Genomic DNA, 17,638 nt, shown 5'->3' on the forward strand with positions numbered 1-17,638 from the left:
GTCACATTCTTCCCCTCAATGGAGGACCAACGATGTCCGCTCCTGTCCTATCCATCATCATCCTCGCAGCGATGTTCCTGCTCGCCACCGTGCTGCCCCTCAACATGGGCGCCCTCGCCTTCGTGGGCGCCTTCCTGCTCGGCGCCGTGGTGCTGGGCATGTCCACCAACGAAATCCTGGCCAACTTCCCCGGCGGCCTCTTCCTCACCATCGTCGGCGTCACCTACCTGTTCGCCATCGCCCAGAACAACGGCACCATCGATCTCCTGGTCCGCGGAGCCGTCAAGCTCGTGGGCAGCCGCGTTGCCCTCATCCCCTGGGTCATGTTCGCCATCACCGCCGTGATCACGGCCGTGGGCGCCCTGTCTCCCGCCGCCGTCGCCATCATTGCTCCCATCGCCCTGAGCTTTGCCGGCAAGTACAAGATCAGCCCGCTCCTGATGGGCATGATGGTGATCCACGGCGCGCAGGCGGGCGGCTTCTCACCGATCGCGGTGTACGGGGTCACCGTCAACGGCATCCTGGCCAAGACCGACCTTGCCTTCAGCCCCACCGCGCTGTTCCTGTCCAGCTTCATCTTCAACCTGGTCATCGCCGTGGTGCTCTTCGTGGTCCTGGGCGGCAGGAACCTCCTGTCCTCCAAGGTGGGGCACTTCGTGGAGCAGGCGGCAGAAGCCCGCATGTCCGTCAGCGTCGGCGCTAAGGCAGCCGGCGGCGACGTCCCCTTCAAGGGCTTCGGTTCGGGCATGTACGGCCCCCGGGACCCTGCGGGTGACGGCATCGCCGCCACCAAGGAACGCAAGGACCGGATCCCGCAGCTGGTCACCATCGCCGGCCTGATCGTGCTGGCCGTCGTGGCCCTCGGCTTCAAGATGGACGTCGGCTTCGTGTCCATCACCATCGCCATCGTGCTGGCCCTCGTCTCACCCGCCGCGCAGAAGGGCGCCATCAACAAGATCAGCTGGTCCACCGTGCTGCTCATCTGCGGAATGCTGACCTTCGTCGGCGTACTCGAGGAAGCCGGCACCATCAAATTCGTCTCCAGCGGCGTGGCCGGCATGGGAATGCCGCTCCTGGCGGCCCTGATCATCTGCTTCATCGGCGCCGTGGTGTCCGCCTTCGCCTCCTCCACCGCCATCCTGGCGGCCCTCATCCCGCTCGCCGTCCCCTTCCTCTCCACCGGCGAAATCGGCGCCGTCGGCGTCATCTGCGCCCTGGCAGTGTCAGCCACGATCGTTGACGTCTCACCCTTCTCCACCAACGGCGCCCTGGTGCTGGCCAACGCGCCGGAGGGCGTGGACAAGGACAAGTTCTACAAGCGGATCCTCGGGTACAGCGGGGTGGTCATCGTGGCAGGCCCCATCCTGGCCTGGCTGACGCTGGTGGTCCCCGGCTGGCTCTAGCCGGCACTGCATCCGCCGCCGTACTTACGAAAGGAAACCCAGCACATGAGCACCGCCGAAACTTCCCAAGGCCCCCTGGCCGGGCACATCGTCGTCGACCTCAGCCGGGCGCTGGCCGGACCGCACGCCGGCATGATGCTGGCAGACCTCGGTGCCCGCGTCATTAAAGTGGAGAACCCCGGAACGGGCGATGACACCCGGGGTTGGGGCCCGCCCTTCGTGGGGCCCGAAGACGACCTGCAGTCCACCTACTTCATGTCCTGCAACCGCAACAAGGAATCGATCAGCCTGGACCTGAAGAGCGAAGACGGCCAGGCGGTGCTCCGCGGGCTCCTGGAGCGGGCGGATGTGGTGATCGAAAACTTCCGGCCCGGGGTCATGGACCGGCTGGGCTTCTCCACCGCGGCGATGCACGCCATCAACCCGCGCCTGGTGATCCTGTCCATCACCGGCTTTGGCCACGACGGTCCCGAATCCCAGCGCAGCGGCTACGACCAGATCCTCCAGGGTGAGGCCGGGCTGATGTCCCTGACCGGATCCGGGCCGGATGATCCACAGCGCGTGGGCGTGCCCATCGCCGACCTGCTCTCCGGCATGAACGGGGCGTTCGGCGTCCTGGCGGCCCTCGTTGAGCGGAACCGGACCGGGCAGGGCAAGGTGGTGCGCACCTCGCTGCTGGCATCCCTGATCGGCGTCCACGCCTTCCAGGGCACCAGGACCACCGTTGCGGGTGAGGTTCCGCAGGCCCAGGGCAACCACCACCCCTCCATTGCCCCCTACGGCCTGTTCAACTGCAAGGACGGGAGCGTGCAGATCAGCGTCGGCAGCGAGAAGCTCTGGCAGTCCTTTGCCGCGGCCTTTGGCCTGGAGCCGGCTGCCCCGGGCTTCGCCAGCAACGCCGAAAGGGTGCGGAACCGGGCGGAGGTGATTGCCGCCGTCGAACGCGCCTTCTCGGAGTACGGTGCGGTGGAGCTGCTGCAAAAGCTGAACGACGCCGGGATCCCCGCAGGCAAGGTGCGCTCGCTGGACGAGGTGTACGCCTGGGAGCAGGTGGCGTCCCAGGGGCTCGTGGTGGATGTACAGCATCCGCTGCTTGGAAAGGTGAGCCTGCCCGGGCCGCCGCTGCGGTTCTTCGCGCCGGGCGACGCCGCGGAAACCACCCTGACCGAACACGACGCGCCGCCGCTGCTCGATGAGGACGGGCAGTCGATCCGGGAGTGGCTGGGGCTCACGACGGCCGGCGCCGCTGCGGCTTCCGGGGCAAAGTAGCATGGCGACGGCGGAAAAGGTGCGGCACATGAACGCCACCGAGCTCCTGGAAACCGTGGTGGACCCGGGCTCCTTTGTCTCCTGGGACACCGAACCCCAACAACCCGCGCTGTCCGCGGAGTACGCCGGCGATTTGGCCAGGGCGCGCGAACGCAGCGGCGCCGACGAGTCCGTCATCACCGGCGCCGGACTGATCCGCGGCCACAGGGTGGCGCTGATCGTCAGTGAATTCTCCTTCCTTGCCGGCTCGATCGGCCACGCGGCGGCGCAAAGGATCGTTGCCGCCGTCGAACGCGCCACTGCTGAAGGGCTCCCGCTCCTGGCCGGTCCCGCGTCCGGCGGGACCCGGATGCAGGAAGGGACGCTCGCGTTCCTGTCCATGGTGAAAATCACCGGCGCAGTCCGCGCACACCGGCAGGCCGGCCTTCCCTACCTTGTCTACCTGCGGCACCCCACCACCGGCGGCGTGATGGCATCCTGGGGGTCTTTGGGCCACATCAACGTCGCCGAGCCGGGCGCCCTCCTGGGCTTCCTGGGCCCGCGCGTCTACGAGGCCCTGTACGGCGAAGCGTTCCCGGAGAACGTGCAGGTGGCGGAGAACCTCTTCAGCAAGGGACTGATCGACGGCGTGGTGGAACCCGGCGACCTGGCCGACCTGGTGGGCCGCGCGCTGGACATCCTGGCGGCGAACGGGGGCGCCGGCGGCGGAACCGTGCCGGCGACGGTGCCCGCCCCGCCCGAAACCCTGGACATCAGGCCGTCAACCGCTGATGCCTGGACCTCGATTGGGATTTCACGGCGGCAGCGGCGGCCGGACCTGCGCCAGCTGTTGAAGATCGGCGCCACGGACGCGTTGCCCCTCAACGGAACCGGGCAGGGGGAAAAGGACCCGGGACTGCTGCTGGCACTGGCCCGCTTTGGCACCCAGCCGTGCATCGTGCTGGGGCATGCGCGGCCGCTGCGGAAGGACGCCGCCGGCATGGGCCCGGGCTCGTTGCGCGAGGCCCGCCGCGGCATGAAACTGGCGGAGGAGCTGCGGCTGCCACTGCTCACCGTCATTGATACTGCCGGTGCAGCCCTCTCGCAGGAAGCGGAGGAGGGCGGACTTGCCGGGGAAATTGCGCGGTCGCTGTACGAACTGATCGGGCTCGAATCGCCGTCGGTCTCCGTGCTGCTCGGCCAGGGCGCCGGGGGAGGGGCGCTGGCGTTGCTGCCCGCTGACCGGACCATCGCCGCCCAGCACAGCTGGCTTTCGCCACTGCCTCCGGAAGGCGCCAGCGCCATTGTGCACCGCACCACCGCGTTCGCGGCCGCCATGGCCCAGGCGCAGGGTGTTGACGTCGCTGCCCTGTATGCCAGCGGCCTGGTGGACCACATCGTGGATGAGCGGGGTGATGCTTCACTGGAGCCGCGCGATTTCTGCATCCGGATGGCGCGGGCCATCGAGTATGAACTGGGTTCGGTGGCCAATATTCCGGTACCTGACCTCGTCGCCGCCCGCGCCCGGAAGTTCGCGAACCTGGGCGCCTTGTGAGGTCGACGGCGGCTACCTGCGTTGCCGGACCCTGTCCCGGTGGGCGTTTGAACGTAGCTGCAGGATGCGCGCGCCGCCCGCCACGGCTACCAGCACGCCGCCGGTCACGGCGGCAATGAACAGCGCCATGCCCAGCGGGACGGACCCCTCAAAGCCCAGGAACTTCACCAGGACCAGCTCCTGGTTCTGCAGGATGAAGACGATCAGCAGGATCAGGAGCACCAGGGCGGCCACAACTGCGGCCCAGATGACGCCAGCGCGGGTGACTTTTCGTTCGGGGCCGGCCCCTGCCGTGGTGGCTGGACCCCTGGCGCCCGTCGTTTCCGGTACATCCGCCCGGTAAGAGGGTGCGTTGCCGTGCCCCACAGGACGTTCCGCCGGAGTTTCCGGGGGGAGGGGCTGTGCCGTGGCGTGTTCTGACTCCGGCTGCCTGTCAGGTGTAGGCGTGCTCTGTCCTGCGCTCATCGTGTCCTCTTCCCAGAATGCTAAGCATGCTTACGGTTCAACCATAGACGCCAGGGCCACCGCAGCACAACGGCCTGAACGACGAGGCGCCGCAGCGGCTGCATTTCGGCGGAGAGTTGCAGGGGGCCGTGGTGCTGGAGGGGTCCCAGCGCGGGGACCCCTCCAGTGACTCCCGTCCGGGGCATTCCTGCCCGGGCGTCAGACCCTCTCCTTGCTCTTTTCAGCGGAGGGGGTGCGTGGCGCAGGCGTCCTGCGCCAGTTGGGGAAGGCCCAGAACGTGAATTCCTGTGCCCTAACCGGCTTCCCGGGATTTTCCGCAGGGGTTTCCGGTTCCGCTTCAGGCCGGCGCTTGGTTTCTTTCTTTGCGCCCCACCCGAAGTCCTTGCTCGATGCATAGCACATCACAGACCTCCTCATTGGTGACTGCCCCTTAATCGTCCTCCTGCCTGGCGCCGGAGTCGAGGGCGCGGCAGCGGGGCACCCTGCAGCGGGGCACGCGGCAGCGGGTATCAGCGGGTTCGGGCTGTGGGGCAGGAGCGCCGGGGCATCGGGGCTTAGGCAGGGTGCCGGCGCAGAGTGGCGCCGGGGACTGTCAGGTGCCGTTGGCCACGACGTCCTGCGCCTCCTGCGGGCGGTGGAACTCGCAGGGCCCCTGATGGCGGATGGGCAGGAGGCAGGTCCGGCCCGTCGGCAGGTGGACCAGGGCGCAGCGGCCAGCCATGGCAAGGTCCTCCCTGACGTTGGAGTTGCTGAGGTCCGGCCGTTCCTCGTCTGGCGTCACGGTGGTTCCGGGGCTGGCGGCAGGGTATTCAGCGTTCATTGTGGGCAACTCCTCGTCAGGCGGAGGGCGGGTGGAGGGTGCTGAAACGTGCTTTTCCAGTCTGCGGCCGCGGGGGTTACGGGCGGGTTAACCCGGCGTTATGTTCAGGTCAACAACATCAACCGGGCCGGTTCCTCCCACGCGCTCCAGCCGGCCTGGAATGCAACATCGCCCAGTGCAACTGGCCCACTAATACCCCAGTTGCCGCGCCACCTGCAGGAGGAGGGCTTCTGATCCCACGGGACCCACCAGCTGGATTCCCATGGGAAGTCCGCTCCCGGCGGCACCGCCGGTCCAGTGCACGGGGATGGTGATGGCCGGCAGTCCGCACACGTTCACCATCGAGGACCAGGGCGCGTATTCGCACTGCTTCCGGTAGTCGCCGTCGGCATCCCCCGGCCACTGGGCCGACGGCCAGCGGTCACCGCCGTGGGCGGTGCCGGTGAACCAGCCCACCGGCCGGGCCGTCTGTGCCAGCGCCGGCATCAGCATCAGGTCCCACTGCCCGTACTGTGCCAGGGTGTCGTGCTGGAACTGCCGGAGGAATGCCAAGGCCTCTGCCAGCTTCGCCGGGCTGCGCTGCTGGGCGCGCCGGCGGAAGGTCCGGGTCAGGGGCGCCAGCAGCGCTTCCCGGGACGGGCTGATGCGGGCAGCGCCCACTCCGGCGGTCCACGCGGTGGTGAAGGCGTCTGGGTAGCGGTTGTCGTAGCGGATGCCGGCGTCGCCAAGGGTATGGCCGGCCTGTTCCAGGAGGGTTTCGCCGGCCTGGAGCGCGTCCAGGGCCTCCTGGTCCGGCGTGAACGGAAACGTGCTGGACCACGGGCTGTCCAGCGTGACGCCGATCCGCAGCCGGGGTGGCTCCTGCGTGATCGCCGAAAGGTATTGGTTCCCTGGTGCCAGGATGTCCATCATCAGTGCTGCGTCCTCCGCGCTCCGCGCGAGGGGGCCTGGCGCCACCAGCCGTGCAGGGTCGCCGGTACTTTCCCCGGCGGCCACCACCCCGCGGCCGGGCTTGAGCCCCACCAGGCCACAGGCGGCTGCGGGTATGCGGACTGATCCACCGCCGTCGGTTCCGGGGGCAAAAGGCACCAGTCCTGCGGCGACAGCGGCTGCGCTGCCGCCGGAGGACCCTCCCGAACTCCTGCTGGGTGCATGGGGATTGCGCGACGGCGGTGCGATGCGGTTCTCGCTGTAGGCCGTCAGTCCGAATTCGGGCACCTGGGTCTTGCCCAGCGAAATGGCGCCGGCATCCTTGAACAGGGCCACGAGGGGAGCATCGGCGGGGGCCGGTTTGTGGTCCAGGGCGGCACTGCCGTGCGTGGTCACCACCCCCGCCACATCAGTGAGGTCCTTGAACGCAACCGGCATGCCATGCAGCAGGGGCAGCTCATCGGCCTCCGAGCGGGAGCGCAGGGCATCCGCCGCCCGGGCCTGCTTCATGGCCTGGTCCGCCGTCACCGTAATAAAGGCGCCCAGAAAGGGGTTTTGCCGCCCGATCCGGTCCAGGAAGTGGGAAGTGACGTCCGTGGAAGACACCGCTCCACTGCGAAGGAGGTCCCGCAGGGCCACCGCCGGGAGTTCGTGGAGTTCAGTCACGGTGGCACCCCCAGCGGTATCCGCCCACCTGCGGCCCGGCGCTCCGGCCGGGGCATACCGGTGGCGCGGGAAGGGCGGTCAGCTGCTGGGACATGGAAACCTCCTGGGCCTTCACCAGCCTAACCCGCAGCCTTTTCCGCTGTGATCCGGGCGGAGCGGGGTGGAAGGGCTAGGCTTAAACCTGACTTTGATCCGCCAGCTCCGCCAAGACAGGACTCCGATGAGCGATTTCGACACCGTCCCCGTCCATGACGTCCCCGCTGACGCCGTGATCCTGGACGTCCGGGAGGATTACGAGTGGGTTGCCGGCCACGCTGAAGGCGCTGTCCATATTCCCATGGACCAGATTCCGGCCCGCCTGGGCGAACTCGACCCGGACGAGGACGTCTACGTCATTTGCCGCACGGGCGGCCGCTCCTTCCGCGTTGCCCAATGGCTTACGGGCCAGGGGTATACAGCCATTAACGTGTCCGGCGGAATGGACCAGTGGCTCGAATCCGGCAAGCCCCTCGTCTCGGACAACGGTCTCAAGCCCCTGGTCCTTTAGTGGGCGGCACGTCCCGCACCTACGCCTTCCTGGGCCCCGAAGGCACCTTCACCGAGGCTGCCCTGCTGCAGGTGCCTGACGCCGCCCAGGCTGTCCGGGTGCCGGCGTCGAACGTCAACGCTGCCCTGGACAAGGTCCGCGACGGTTCGGCAGACGCCGCCATGGTCCCTATCGAAAATTCGGTGGAGGGCGGCGTCACCGCCACGCTGGACGCCATCGCCACCGGCCAGGAACTGCGGATCATCCGCGAAGTCCTGGTTCCCATCAGCTTTGTCCTGGTAGCCCGGCCCGGCGTGCGGTTGGAGGATGTGCGGCGGGTATCCACCCACGGTCATGCGTGGGCGCAGTGCAGGCTGTGGATGGACCGGAATATACCGGATGCGGAATACGTCCCCGGCTCATCGACTGCCGCCTCGGCCCTGGGATTGCTGGATGGGAACTGTCACTACGACGCGGCGATCTGCGCACCGCTGGTGGCCAGGGAGCATCCAGGGCTGTCGGTCCTGGCGGAGAATATCGGGGACAACCCCGGTGCGGTGACGCGCTTCATCCTGGTCAGCCGGCCTGGGCCGCTGCCGGAGCGCACCGGCGCGGACAAAACCGCCGTCGTGGTCCCGCTTCCGGAGGACCGGCCGGGCGCCCTGATGGAGATCCTGGACCAGTTCGCCAGCCGCGGCGTCAACCTCAGCAGGATTGAATCCCGCCCCACAGGCCAGTACCTGGGCCACTACTTTTTCAGCATCGACGCCGATGGCCACGCCGGCGAAGCGAGGGTCGCTGACGCGCTGGCGGGTCTGCACCGCATCAGTCCACGCACCCGTTTCCTGGGCTCGTATGCCAGGGCTGACCGGCAGGCCACGCTGGTCCCCGCACATACCTCCGATGAAGCTTTCGCAGCGGCCCGGACGTGGGTGCAATCCATACTCGCCGCGGAATCCACCGCAGGTGAAAGCGGTTCCGGGGCTTCGCCCAAAGCGTAGGTAAATGCCTTCCGAAGTACTTCCGTGGGGTGTTGACAATGCGTATGCTTGCCTGATCCACACGGGGTATGGCCCCTGACGAAGGGAGCGGGTCATGACCAGCAGCACTGACAACGACGGCCAGGGGATGATCGTCAATCCCAAGCCCACGGGAGATAACCAGGACTGGGACGGGGACGACGCCGACCGTGCTGACCGCCTGCGCTTCGAAGAGGAGCAGGCGATGATCCGCGAGCAGTCCGAAGCCCATGCTGCTGCCAAACAAGCCCATGCGGACGCGAAAGCTGCTGCCGAGGCAGAGAAGAAGTCTGGGGCCTGACGGCGCCAACTACTGAGTCCGGGCCCCATCGCGGCACCGCTTCAGCCGTCCGCTACCGTGCGGCGTGTGCGCTTCCATGCACGGGACCGCTGTCCTGTACCTGTCCTTTGACCCTGACCAGGAGTGACCGTGGCTCCACCCGGACCGTGAGCTGCGTGGCTTCCCCCGACGTGTCGCCGTCGAGCTGTGTGGGCATGGGTTCGGGGCACTTGATGACCACCTTGACTGACCGGTAGACGGTCATGATGGGCAGCTTTCCGCTGTGCTTGAACATGATCTTCACGTACATCAGCAGCCAGCCCAGGGCGCTGCGGGGGCTCATGACCACGACGTCGAGCATGCCGTCGTCGATCATGGCCTGCGGGATGAAATCAATGCCGCCGGGGACCAGCCCACAGTTGGCGAAAAGCACGCTCCGGATGTTCCGGACCTGCTCCGGGTTGTCATCCAGGGCGATGGAGACCTTCTTGCGCCGGCCCGGAAGGTGGCGCACGCCGGCCTCGGTGTAGGCGAGCCAGCCCACGGCCTTCTTCAGCCCCGCATTCGTGTCGGCCAGGACTTCGGCGTCCATGCCGATACCGGCGATCACCAGGAAGACGTGCTCCGAGTAATGGCCTGTGCGGGAGTTCTCGATGGCCATCCGGGCGGTGTCGATGTACCGTTGGCGGCCGAAAAGGGCTGTCTGGACGTTGCTGTGGAGGTCGTTCACATCCAGGTCCACGTTCCGGGCCAGCAGGTTTCCCGTGCCCAGCGGAATCAGGCCCATGGCAACATCGGTGTGCGCGAGGGCCTCAGCCACCACGCGGACGGTGCCGTCGCCACCGCCCACCAGGACGACGTCGGGCTTTCCCGCCAACGCAGCCTGCATCTGCGAAAAGCCCGGGTCCTCCGCCGTCGTCTCGAAAAAGACCGGTTCCTCCCAGCCGGCGGCCAGGCAGGCCCTGTGGATCATCCCCTTGGCTTCGTCGGCCCGCGCCTTGATGGGATTCAGGACCACGGCCACGCGCTGTCGCGCCAGCCCTGAGTCGTAGGCTTCGCCAGCCACGGCGCTGCGCACATGCAGGGCTTTGAGGCGGCGCACCCCCCACCAGCTGGACGTGGCGAAGGCAAGCGCCACCGCAATCAGCAGGTAGAGAATCCAGTCGCTCATGGTGCTTCAACAGTAGCCCGGCGCACGGCGGGGGAGCGCACGGGGCCGCGCGCCCGCCGTCGTGCACTGAATTGGATACCCTTGTCTGGTGATCGACGTAAAAGACCTCAGCGAAAACCCGGACAAGTTCCGTGCCAGCCAGCGCGCCCGCGGCGCGGACGAATCAGTGGTGGACGCGATCATCTCCGCGAATTCCGCCCGCCGCGAGGCCCTGCTCCGCTTCGAGAACCTCCGCGCGGAGCAGAACGTCTTCGGCAAGAAGGTAGCGAAGGCCAAGGGCGAGGAGAAGCAGGCCCTGCTGGCCGAGGTCAAGGAGCTGGCTAATTCGGTTAAGGCCGCCTCCGCAGAGGCCGATGCCGCCCAGACCAAGCAGGAAGAACTGCTGCGCACCATCCCCAACCTGGTGGAGGACGGCGTTCCCGAGGGCGGCGAGGACGACTACGTGGTGGTCAAGACCGTCGGCACTCCGCGCGAATTCCCCGACTTCGAGCCGAAGGACCACCTGGAGATCGGCGAGCTGATCGGCGCCATCGACATGGAACGCGGCGCCAAGGTCTCCGGCGCACGCTTTTACTTCCTGCGCGGCGTGGGTGCCCGGCTGGAGATGGCACTGCTGCAGATGGCTATGGACCAGGCCATCCAGGCCGGCTTCATCCCCATGATCACGCCCACCCTGGTGCGCCCCGAGACGATGCAGGGCACCGGCTTCGATGTCAAGCACGACGCCGAGATCTACCGTCTCGCCGAAGACGACCTTTACCTGGTGGGCACCTCAGAGGTGGCGCTGGCCGGGTACCACGCCGACGAGATCCTGGACTTCTCCGCCGGTCCCATCCGCTACGCGGGCCAGAGCTCCTGCTACCGCCGTGAGGCCGGGTCCCACGGCAAGGACACCCGCGGCATCATCCGCGTGCACCAGTTCAACAAGGTTGAGATGTTTATCTACACCACGGTTGAAGAAGCTGCCGCAGAGCACCAGCGCCTCCTGGCCTGGGAAGAGGAAATGCTGGCCAAGTGCGAGCTGCCGTACCGGGTCATCGACACCGCGGCCGGCGACCTCGGCACCTCCGCGGCACGCAAGTACGACTGCGAAGCCTGGGTGCCGACGCAGAACGCCTACCGCGAGCTGACGTCCACCTCCAACTGCACCACGTTCCAGGCCCGCCGCCTGAACATCCGTGAACGGGTGGTCAACGCGGAGGGCGTCTCCAAGGGCACCCGCGCCGTGGCCACGCTGAACGGCACCCTGGCCACCACCCGCTGGATCGTGGCGCTGCTGGAGCACCACCAGAACGCGGACGGCTCCGTCAACGTCCCCAAGGCGCTGCAGAAGTACCTGGGCGGCCTCGAGGTCCTCCCGGTCCTCCAGGGGTCCACTCATAAGCTTGTTCGCGGATCCGAACCTACGTGGTTCTGATCCGCGGACGAGCTTAGGTCCGCCTCGTGGTTGTCCACATGCAGGCGCCGGCCCCGTATCCCTGCTTCCGCTGTCGCGCATCATGATGGCATGGACGTACCGCCGGGACTGATTGATACTGCCGCCATTCTCCGCACGGGTGCCGGCACTGATGCCGTGCACCGTGCCTTCAAAGCGGGGCAACTGGTGCGGATTCGCCGGGGTTTCTACGTTCCCACCGAAGACTGGCTTCGTGCACTGCCCTCCCGGCGCTTCGAATGGACGACGACGGCAGTTGCCAGGTCAGTCAAAGGTGCAGTTCTGTGCGGGCTTACGGCAGCGGTGGCCAGTGGGTTGCCAACACTTGGAACGCCACCCTGCGTGGAACTTGCCACAACGCTTCCCGGCCGCAGCGGCGTCAGAAATTCGCCGCTGCTGGTACTGGGTGGGGACGCTTCCGCCGGGAACGTCCGCCGCACGCGTTCCTATCCGCTTCGGTACCGCCTTATGACCGGGTTCAATGCCGTGCCCTTTGGCGAGTTCCTCTGTTCAGGGCTCACCAAGACCACCGTGGACGTACTGGCCTCAGCGGAGCTTAGCCAGGCCCTGGTGCTCGCGGACGGGGCCGCCCGCAGGCTACTGGCAGACGGCGTGCTGGAGGAGGGTGTCAGCCTCCTGTCCGTGCCGGAAATTGCCGCTGGCATAGCGGCCCTTCCTTCCGCTGCTGCCCGCTGCCGCGCGGAGCGTGCGGCCGGCCTTGCCAGCCCGCAGCCGGAGTCGGTTGGTGAGTCCTACAGCCGTGCCCTCTTTGAATTCCTCGGCTTTGAGCAACCGGTCCTTCAGCAGGTCTTCAGGGATGGCGCCGGCTTCATCGGCAGGAGTGACTTCTGGTGGCCCCGGCAAAGCGTGGTGGGTGAATTCGACGGCAAAGGGAAGTACGTGGAGTTTGCCCGGCGGAACGGGATCAGCGCAGAGGAGGCTGTTTACCGGGAGAAGCTCCGCGAAGACCGGATCCGTGCCCTCGGCCATGGTTTCGTCCGGTGGGGGTGGGCAGACCTGACGGACCCAAACAAGCTGCGTTACAAGCTCCTCGCCGCAGGCCTCCGCCCGCGCCCGTAGCCTGCCGCCGCCTGAATCAGAGTCTTGTTCGCCGATCGGAACGTTGAAGGCGCGGATGCGTGAACAAGGTCGGGATTCGAGGAAATAAGTGCCCTCCTAACGGACAGGACCGCTCAGAGCCGGGGTGAAGACACGCGCCGGCAAGCGCATCCATGTGGAAACCCGCCGTGTTAACCAACAGTTCAATAAACCTGTGGTCCGCGTCCTAGCGCGTGTCAGTTAGGTCTGCTTCACTATGTGGATGACAACGCTGACTGAAACCTCAGTCGCCGGCAACGATGACCGGCGAGACAACAATCGAGACTACAACCAGAAGAACATCGGCTTCGCCGCGGTGGACCGGAAATTCATGGTCGCCCTGGACGTGGACGGCACCCTGGTCAACCACGACGGGCATATGTCCCCTGGCGTACGGGAAGCCGCGCAGGCCGTCGTGGCCGCCGGGCACGAGGTGATGATCGCCACCGGCCGCTCCCTGAATGCCACGCTTCCCATCATCGAGAAAATCGGCATCGAGCGCGGGTACGCCGTCTGCTGCAACGGCGGCGTGACCCTCCGGCTCCACCCGGAACTGGACAACGGCTACGAGGTCATCCACAAAGCCACGTTTGATCCCGCGCCGGCGCTGCGTGCCCTCCGGGAACGGCTTCCGTCCGCCAAGTATGCGCTTGAGGACGCCGACGGCAACTTCCTCTCCACCGAGCGGTTCCAGGATGCCAGCTTCGGGGTGGAGGCGGTCGGCGTCGACTTCCACACCATGCTGGAGGCAACAGCCGTCCGCGTGGTGGTGTTCAGCACCGAAAACACGCCCGAGGAGTTCAACGAGGCCATCAACCACGTGGGTCTCGCGGGGGTGACCTACTCGGTGGGCTGGACTGCGTGGCTGGACATCGCCGCAGCGGGTGTGACCAAGGCCAGCGCCCTGGAAAACCTGCGGCTCCGCCTTGGCTTCGAAGAACACCTGACGGTTGCGGTGGGGGACGGCCGGAACGACATCGAAATGCTCACCTGGGCCGGCCGCGGCGTCGCCATGGGGCAGGCCCCGGCGGAAGTGGTCGCCGCAGCGGACGAAGTCACCCACTCAGTGCACGACGACGGCGCCGCCCACGTGCTGCGCAGCCTCCTCTAAGTCGCTGAAGGCACCGTCCGCTGCCGCGATTCCGGTGCGGGCCTGGAGCCAAGGCAGAATAGAGGCATGACCCTTACGACGTTCGCCCTCGTCCGCCATGGCCAGACCGACTGGAATGCCGAGCGCCGGCTGCAGGGATCAACCGACATCCCCCTGAACGACGTCGGACGCGGCCAGGCGCGGGACGCCGTCGGCATCCTGGCTCCGTACGAATGGGACGCCATCGTCTCCTCCCCGCTCAGCCGCGCTGCCGAGACCGCGGATCTGATCGCCGGAGGGCTCGGGCTCACCGTGGCCCGGCGCGTCCCGGAACTCACTGAACGCAGCTTCGGCCCGGCCGAAGGGATGCAGGCGGGCCCCGAGCTGGAGGCGCTGCGCGTGCCCGGCGGGTTCAAGGGCGCCGAAAGTGAAGACGAAGCCGCCGGCCGCGGCCTCGCAGCGCTGGAAGCCCTGGCCGAGGAGTTCCGCGGCCAGCGGCTCCTGGTGGTCACGCATGGCACGCTGCTGCGCGTCAGCCTCAGCCGCGCCATCGGCCAGACCCTGGCGAGCGTGGACAATGCGGCCCTCAACCTGGCGCACCACCACGCGATCGATGGCTGGAAGCTGGAGTACTTCAACGGTGAGCCGGTCCTGGCCGCCACCGGGAGCTAAAGCCCGGAAAAGCCCCTGCGGCAATTGACGACGGCGGGACCCGGCTCAGGCGGCCAGCCCACCAGCGCTCAACCCAGCAGCAGCCAACCCACCAGCAGTCAGCGCACCTCAAGGATCAGCGCCAGCAGTCTCGCGGCAGCGGGCCGGGCGGCGTGTTCCTCATTCCACTGTGCCCGGGCCACCGCTTTGCTGACGGCCTGGGTGGTGATGCCCAGCTCCTGCGCCACCGCTTTCTGCTGGCCGCGGACCCCGGGGGTCAGCAGGTCCAGCACGCGCCATTCCGCGCCTGACCGGTCGCGCACGATATGGCCCAGCAGCCGCAGGATTGCTTCGGCGTCGTGGGCAACGTCGGCCAGTGGCCCCTCCACCGCAACCGGCACCCGCTCCTTGCTGGTGCGGAGCCGGTCCACGGCCCGGCGCGCATAGACCAGGCCGTGCCCGGACGCGTCCTTGACCTGGTTGGGCAGCGGCTCGTTCACGGGCCCCGCTCCGATACCCACGTACCAGTGCCCGCTCCGCAGCGCGATCAGCGCGGCGTCCACGGCCTGGTGCGGGCAGTCGACGATCCCCTGGACTTCGTCCTCGACCGACCTGTCAAAATCCAGGCGCGCGGGAATGTGCCGCAGCGCCTTGAGCAGCTGCGGCACTTGGTCGCCGTCGCGGCGGCTGTCCGTCTGGTTGATGGTCAGGGTGAACATTCTGGGTCCACACTACCCGGAAGTAGGAATTGCGAAACGGCCGGTTTCGCCTTGGGCGGCCCGCCGGTCCCCACCCCGGCAAACGGCTGGGAGTCCGCATCGCATGGACGCGGACCCCCAGCCACAGGCCGGCAGGCCAACAGGCCCGGGTCAGTTTCCCTGCTCCGCAGCGGCGCCCGCTGCCGGGAAACGGTCCCAGGCGCGGTGGGCGGCGATGAGCCCCGAAAGTTCGGTGGTTACCGAGGCAGCATCGTTCCCGCCAACCACCCCTGCGGCCCCCTGCGGGATGCCGGCTGCCTCCAGCACCGCAGACCCGGAGCCCCAGGCCCCAACGGCCTTGGCGTGGCGGTAAGCCTCGGACAGCATGAGAGCCACCCGCGGATCCAGTCCGTCAGCCGGCTCTCCCGCCTTAGCATCACGCCCCGCGGACGCATCGGGCGCGGGCTGCTTGCCCCCGGCCACGATGAGGGCGTCAAACTCGGTGGACCGTGCCGTGAGGAAGGTCCGCTGCACCGTCACCGACAACCCGTCAGAGGACAGCGTGCCCCCGGCCGGTGCGATGACCAGCGGGACCATGCCCTCGCCGTCGAGCGCCTTGCGGGCCGCCTCCACCTGGGACAGCTCGCTGGAGGGATCGGCGATGATGCCCACAATGCGCCCGGCAACCGGCCACGTTCCGCCCACCTGGGACACGGAAGGGCTGGGATCGCGGTCCGGGACCTGCTCCGTGGCCTTCGGCGCGGGCATGCCCAGGCCGGCGGCCACCGCGGCGCAGAGCACGGAGTCAATGTTGGCCAGGGCCTGCAGTTGGCGTTCGCGGACGGCGCTCTCGTAGCACTTGCCGAGCTCGAACGTGTAGGCCTGGATCACGTGGTCCTGCTCCACAGCGCTCAAACTGCGGAAGAACAGCCGGGCCTGGCTGTAATGGTCATCGAAGGATGCCGGGTTGCGCCGCTCCTTGATGGATTCCGCCACCGCTTCCGGTACGTCCACGAACGCCCCCATGTCCTGGCCGGCCAGGAACGGGCAGCCGCCATCCAGCGAATTGGGCCGGTAGGGGGCAACCCCGGAGTGGACCGCCGTCTGGTGCATGCCGTCGCGGAGCATGTCGTTGACCGGGGCCTGCGGCCGGTTGATGGGGATCTGCGCGAAGTTGGGGCCGCCCAGGCGTGAAATCTGGGTGTCCAGGTAGGAGAACAGGCGCACCTGCAGCAGGGGATCGTTGGTGACGTCGATGCCCGGAACCAGGTGCCCCGGGTGGAAGGCCACCTGCTCGGTTTCCGCGAAGTAGTTGGTGGGGTTTGCGTTAAGGGTCATGAGCCCGATGGGCTGCACCGGCGCCAGTTCCTCGGGGACGAACTTGGTGGGGTCCAGAAGGTCGATTCCCTGGAACATCTGGTCTTCCGTGTCCGGGAAGGTCTGGATTCCCAGTTCCCACTCCGGGTAGGCGCCGGCGTCGATGGCATCAGCCAGATCGCGCCGGTGGAAGTCCGGGTCCATGCCGTTGATGATCTGGGCTTCTTCCCAGACCAGCGAGTGCACGCCCTGCTTGGGCTTCCAGTGGAACTTCACCAGGGTGGTGTCGCCGGCGGCGTTGACGAGCCGGAAGGTGTGGACGCCGAAGCCCTCCATGGTCCGGTATGACCGGGGGATGCCGCGGTCCGACATGTTCCACAGGGTGTGGGCCTGCGCCTCGGTGTGGAGCGATACGAAGTCCCAGAACGTGTCGTGCGCGCTCTGGGCCTGCGGAATCTCGCGGTCCGGGTGGGGCTTGGCCGCGTGCACCACATCCGGGAACTTCATGCCGTCCTGGATGAAGAAGACGGGAATGTTGTTCCCTACGAGGTCGTAGGTGCCCTCATCGGTATAGAACTTCGTGGAGAACCCCCGGGTGTCCCGCACGGCGTCGGCTGACCCACGGGAGCCAAGCACCGTGGAAAACCGAACGAACACGGGCGTTTCGACGTCCGCGGCAAGGAAACCGGCGCGCGTTACCTTCGACGCCGTGCCGTATGACCGGAACACCCCGTGCGCGCCCGCGCCGCGTGCGTGGACAACGCGCTCCGGGATCCGTTCGTGGTCAAAGTGGGTGATCTTCTCGCGCAGGTGGTGGTCCTGCAGCAGGATGGGGCCGCGGGCGCCGGCCTTCAGGGAATGGTCCGTATCCTGCAGCCGCAGGCCCTGGACCGTGGTCAGGTACTGGCCGGACTGGGCGCGGGCGGTGGCCGGCGCGCCGGTAGGGCTGCCCGTGGGGGACACGGCCTCGGGGCCGCGCTGGTCCGGTTTGGGCGGCAACGGCTCCCGCGGGCTGGTGGGCTCCTCGAACGCCGGCGGCTCGCTGGACGGAACCCCGGGAATTACAACTTCGTCTTCGGCTGGCATGTCTCGATCTCCCCACGTTTTGATGTTCCCAGCCTCCGCCTCAGCGAAAGCTAAGCTTGCTTAGTACCCTACAGGTGCCCACGGTCCAAAAGGCAAGGTACAACGGCGGGGGTTGCCTCCGTACCCCTCCATCTGTTGCGATGGGGGAACTGCCGCCTGCAGCGGCACACCCGACGTAAG

16 protein-coding genes are annotated in these 17,638 nt (G+C 67.5%); 10 read left to right on the forward strand and 6 right to left on the reverse strand.

From position 1 onward, the window contains the following. Positions 1-32: 32 nt before the first annotated feature. Genes MRBLMD1_RS07590 through MRBLMD1_RS07600 form a run of 3 tightly spaced genes read left to right on the forward strand, consistent with a single transcriptional unit; the run spans position 33 to position 4,206 of the window. Positions 33-1,403, forward strand: coding sequence for an SLC13 family permease (locus MRBLMD1_RS07590; protein WP_159634477.1), 1,371 nt, complete (start codon positions 33-35; stop codon positions 1,401-1,403). A 45-nt stretch (positions 1,404-1,448) separates the two neighbouring features. Beyond that, entirely contained in the window at positions 1,449-2,672 is a 1,224-nt protein-coding gene (locus MRBLMD1_RS07595; protein WP_364398593.1) for a CaiB/BaiF CoA transferase family protein, read from the forward strand. Between the two features lies 1 nt (position 2,673). Further along, positions 2,674-4,206 (forward strand): carboxyl transferase domain-containing protein, encoded by a 1,533-nt coding sequence (locus MRBLMD1_RS07600; RefSeq protein WP_364398595.1) that lies wholly within the window; start codon positions 2,674-2,676, stop codon positions 4,204-4,206. Positions 4,207-4,218: 12 nt separating this feature from the next. On the opposite strand, the gene MRBLMD1_RS07605 is transcribed toward MRBLMD1_RS07600, so the two are convergent. The 3 genes from MRBLMD1_RS07605 to MRBLMD1_RS07615 all read right to left on the reverse strand — a co-directional run bounded on the left by MRBLMD1_RS07605 (position 4,219) and on the right by MRBLMD1_RS07615 (position 7,087). Next, a complete protein-coding gene (locus MRBLMD1_RS07605; RefSeq protein ID WP_308209022.1) occupies positions 4,219-4,572 on the reverse strand; it encodes a LapA family protein in 354 nt (117 codons plus the stop codon). 691 nt (positions 4,573-5,263) lie between these two features. Further along, positions 5,264-5,491, reverse strand: coding sequence for a hypothetical protein (locus MRBLMD1_RS07610; protein ID WP_159634465.1), 228 nt, complete (start codon positions 5,489-5,491; stop codon positions 5,264-5,266). Between the two features lie 189 nt (positions 5,492-5,680). After that, positions 5,681-7,087, reverse strand: a complete 1,407-nt coding sequence (locus tag MRBLMD1_RS07615) for an amidase (protein ID WP_364398598.1) — start codon at positions 7,085-7,087, stop codon at positions 5,681-5,683. Between the two features lie 220 nt (positions 7,088-7,307). Between MRBLMD1_RS07615 and MRBLMD1_RS07620 the strand changes: the two genes are divergently transcribed. The 3 genes from MRBLMD1_RS07620 (at position 7,308) to MRBLMD1_RS07630 (ending at position 8,933) form a co-directional block, all read left to right on the forward strand. Next, positions 7,308-7,634: a rhodanese-like domain-containing protein gene (locus MRBLMD1_RS07620; protein ID WP_224024197.1), complete on the forward strand. Its 327-nt coding sequence runs from the start codon at positions 7,308-7,310 to the stop codon at positions 7,632-7,634. Further along, positions 7,634-8,614 carry a prephenate dehydratase gene (gene pheA / locus MRBLMD1_RS07625; protein WP_364398600.1) on the forward strand — a complete coding sequence of 327 codons (981 nt, stop codon included), beginning with the start codon at positions 7,634-7,636 and terminating at the stop codon, positions 8,612-8,614. The genes MRBLMD1_RS07620 and pheA overlap by 1 nt, the downstream gene beginning before the upstream one ends. 94 nt (positions 8,615-8,708) lie before the next feature. Further along, positions 8,709-8,933, forward strand: a complete 225-nt coding sequence (locus tag MRBLMD1_RS07630; protein WP_159634453.1) for a hypothetical protein — start codon at positions 8,709-8,711, stop codon at positions 8,931-8,933. A gap of 52 nt (positions 8,934-8,985) precedes the next feature. Here MRBLMD1_RS07630 and MRBLMD1_RS07635 read toward each other — a convergent pair whose 3' ends face one another. Beyond that, on the reverse strand, positions 8,986-10,083 hold the full coding sequence (locus tag MRBLMD1_RS07635; RefSeq protein ID WP_275181455.1) for a diacylglycerol/lipid kinase family protein: 1,098 nt from the start codon (positions 10,081-10,083) through the stop codon (positions 8,986-8,988). 88 nt (positions 10,084-10,171) lie between these two features. Here MRBLMD1_RS07635 and serS point away from each other — a divergent pair, with 88 nt between their 5' ends. The 4 genes from serS (at position 10,172) to MRBLMD1_RS07655 (ending at position 14,378) form a co-directional block, all read left to right on the forward strand. Next, on the forward strand, positions 10,172-11,500 hold the full coding sequence (gene serS, locus MRBLMD1_RS07640) for a serine--tRNA ligase (RefSeq protein ID WP_364398603.1): 1,329 nt from the start codon (positions 10,172-10,174) through the stop codon (positions 11,498-11,500). A gap of 90 nt (positions 11,501-11,590) precedes the next feature. Continuing rightward, a complete protein-coding gene (locus MRBLMD1_RS07645; RefSeq protein ID WP_364398605.1) occupies positions 11,591-12,598 on the forward strand; it encodes a type IV toxin-antitoxin system AbiEi family antitoxin domain-containing protein in 1,008 nt (335 codons plus the stop codon). A gap of 241 nt (positions 12,599-12,839) precedes the next feature. After that, positions 12,840-13,727, forward strand: coding sequence for an HAD family hydrolase (locus MRBLMD1_RS07650; RefSeq protein WP_364398606.1), 888 nt, complete (start codon positions 12,840-12,842; stop codon positions 13,725-13,727). 66 nt (positions 13,728-13,793) lie between these two features. Beyond that, positions 13,794-14,378 carry a histidine phosphatase family protein gene (locus tag MRBLMD1_RS07655; protein WP_364398608.1) on the forward strand — a complete coding sequence of 195 codons (585 nt, stop codon included), beginning with the start codon at positions 13,794-13,796 and terminating at the stop codon, positions 14,376-14,378. 98 nt (positions 14,379-14,476) lie between these two features. Here the strand turns inward: MRBLMD1_RS07655 and MRBLMD1_RS07660 are convergent, their stop codons facing one another. Further along, positions 14,477-15,076: a hypothetical protein gene (locus MRBLMD1_RS07660; protein ID WP_364398610.1), complete on the reverse strand. Its 600-nt coding sequence runs from the start codon at positions 15,074-15,076 to the stop codon at positions 14,477-14,479. Between the two features lie 150 nt (positions 15,077-15,226). Then, a complete protein-coding gene (locus MRBLMD1_RS07665; protein WP_364398612.1) occupies positions 15,227-17,458 on the reverse strand; it encodes a catalase in 2,232 nt (743 codons plus the stop codon). Positions 17,459-17,638: the final 180 nt, after the last annotated feature.

Source organism: Pseudarthrobacter sp. LMD1-1-1.1 (assembly GCF_040676255.1).
GTDB lineage: Bacteria > Actinomycetota > Actinomycetes > Actinomycetales > Micrococcaceae > Arthrobacter.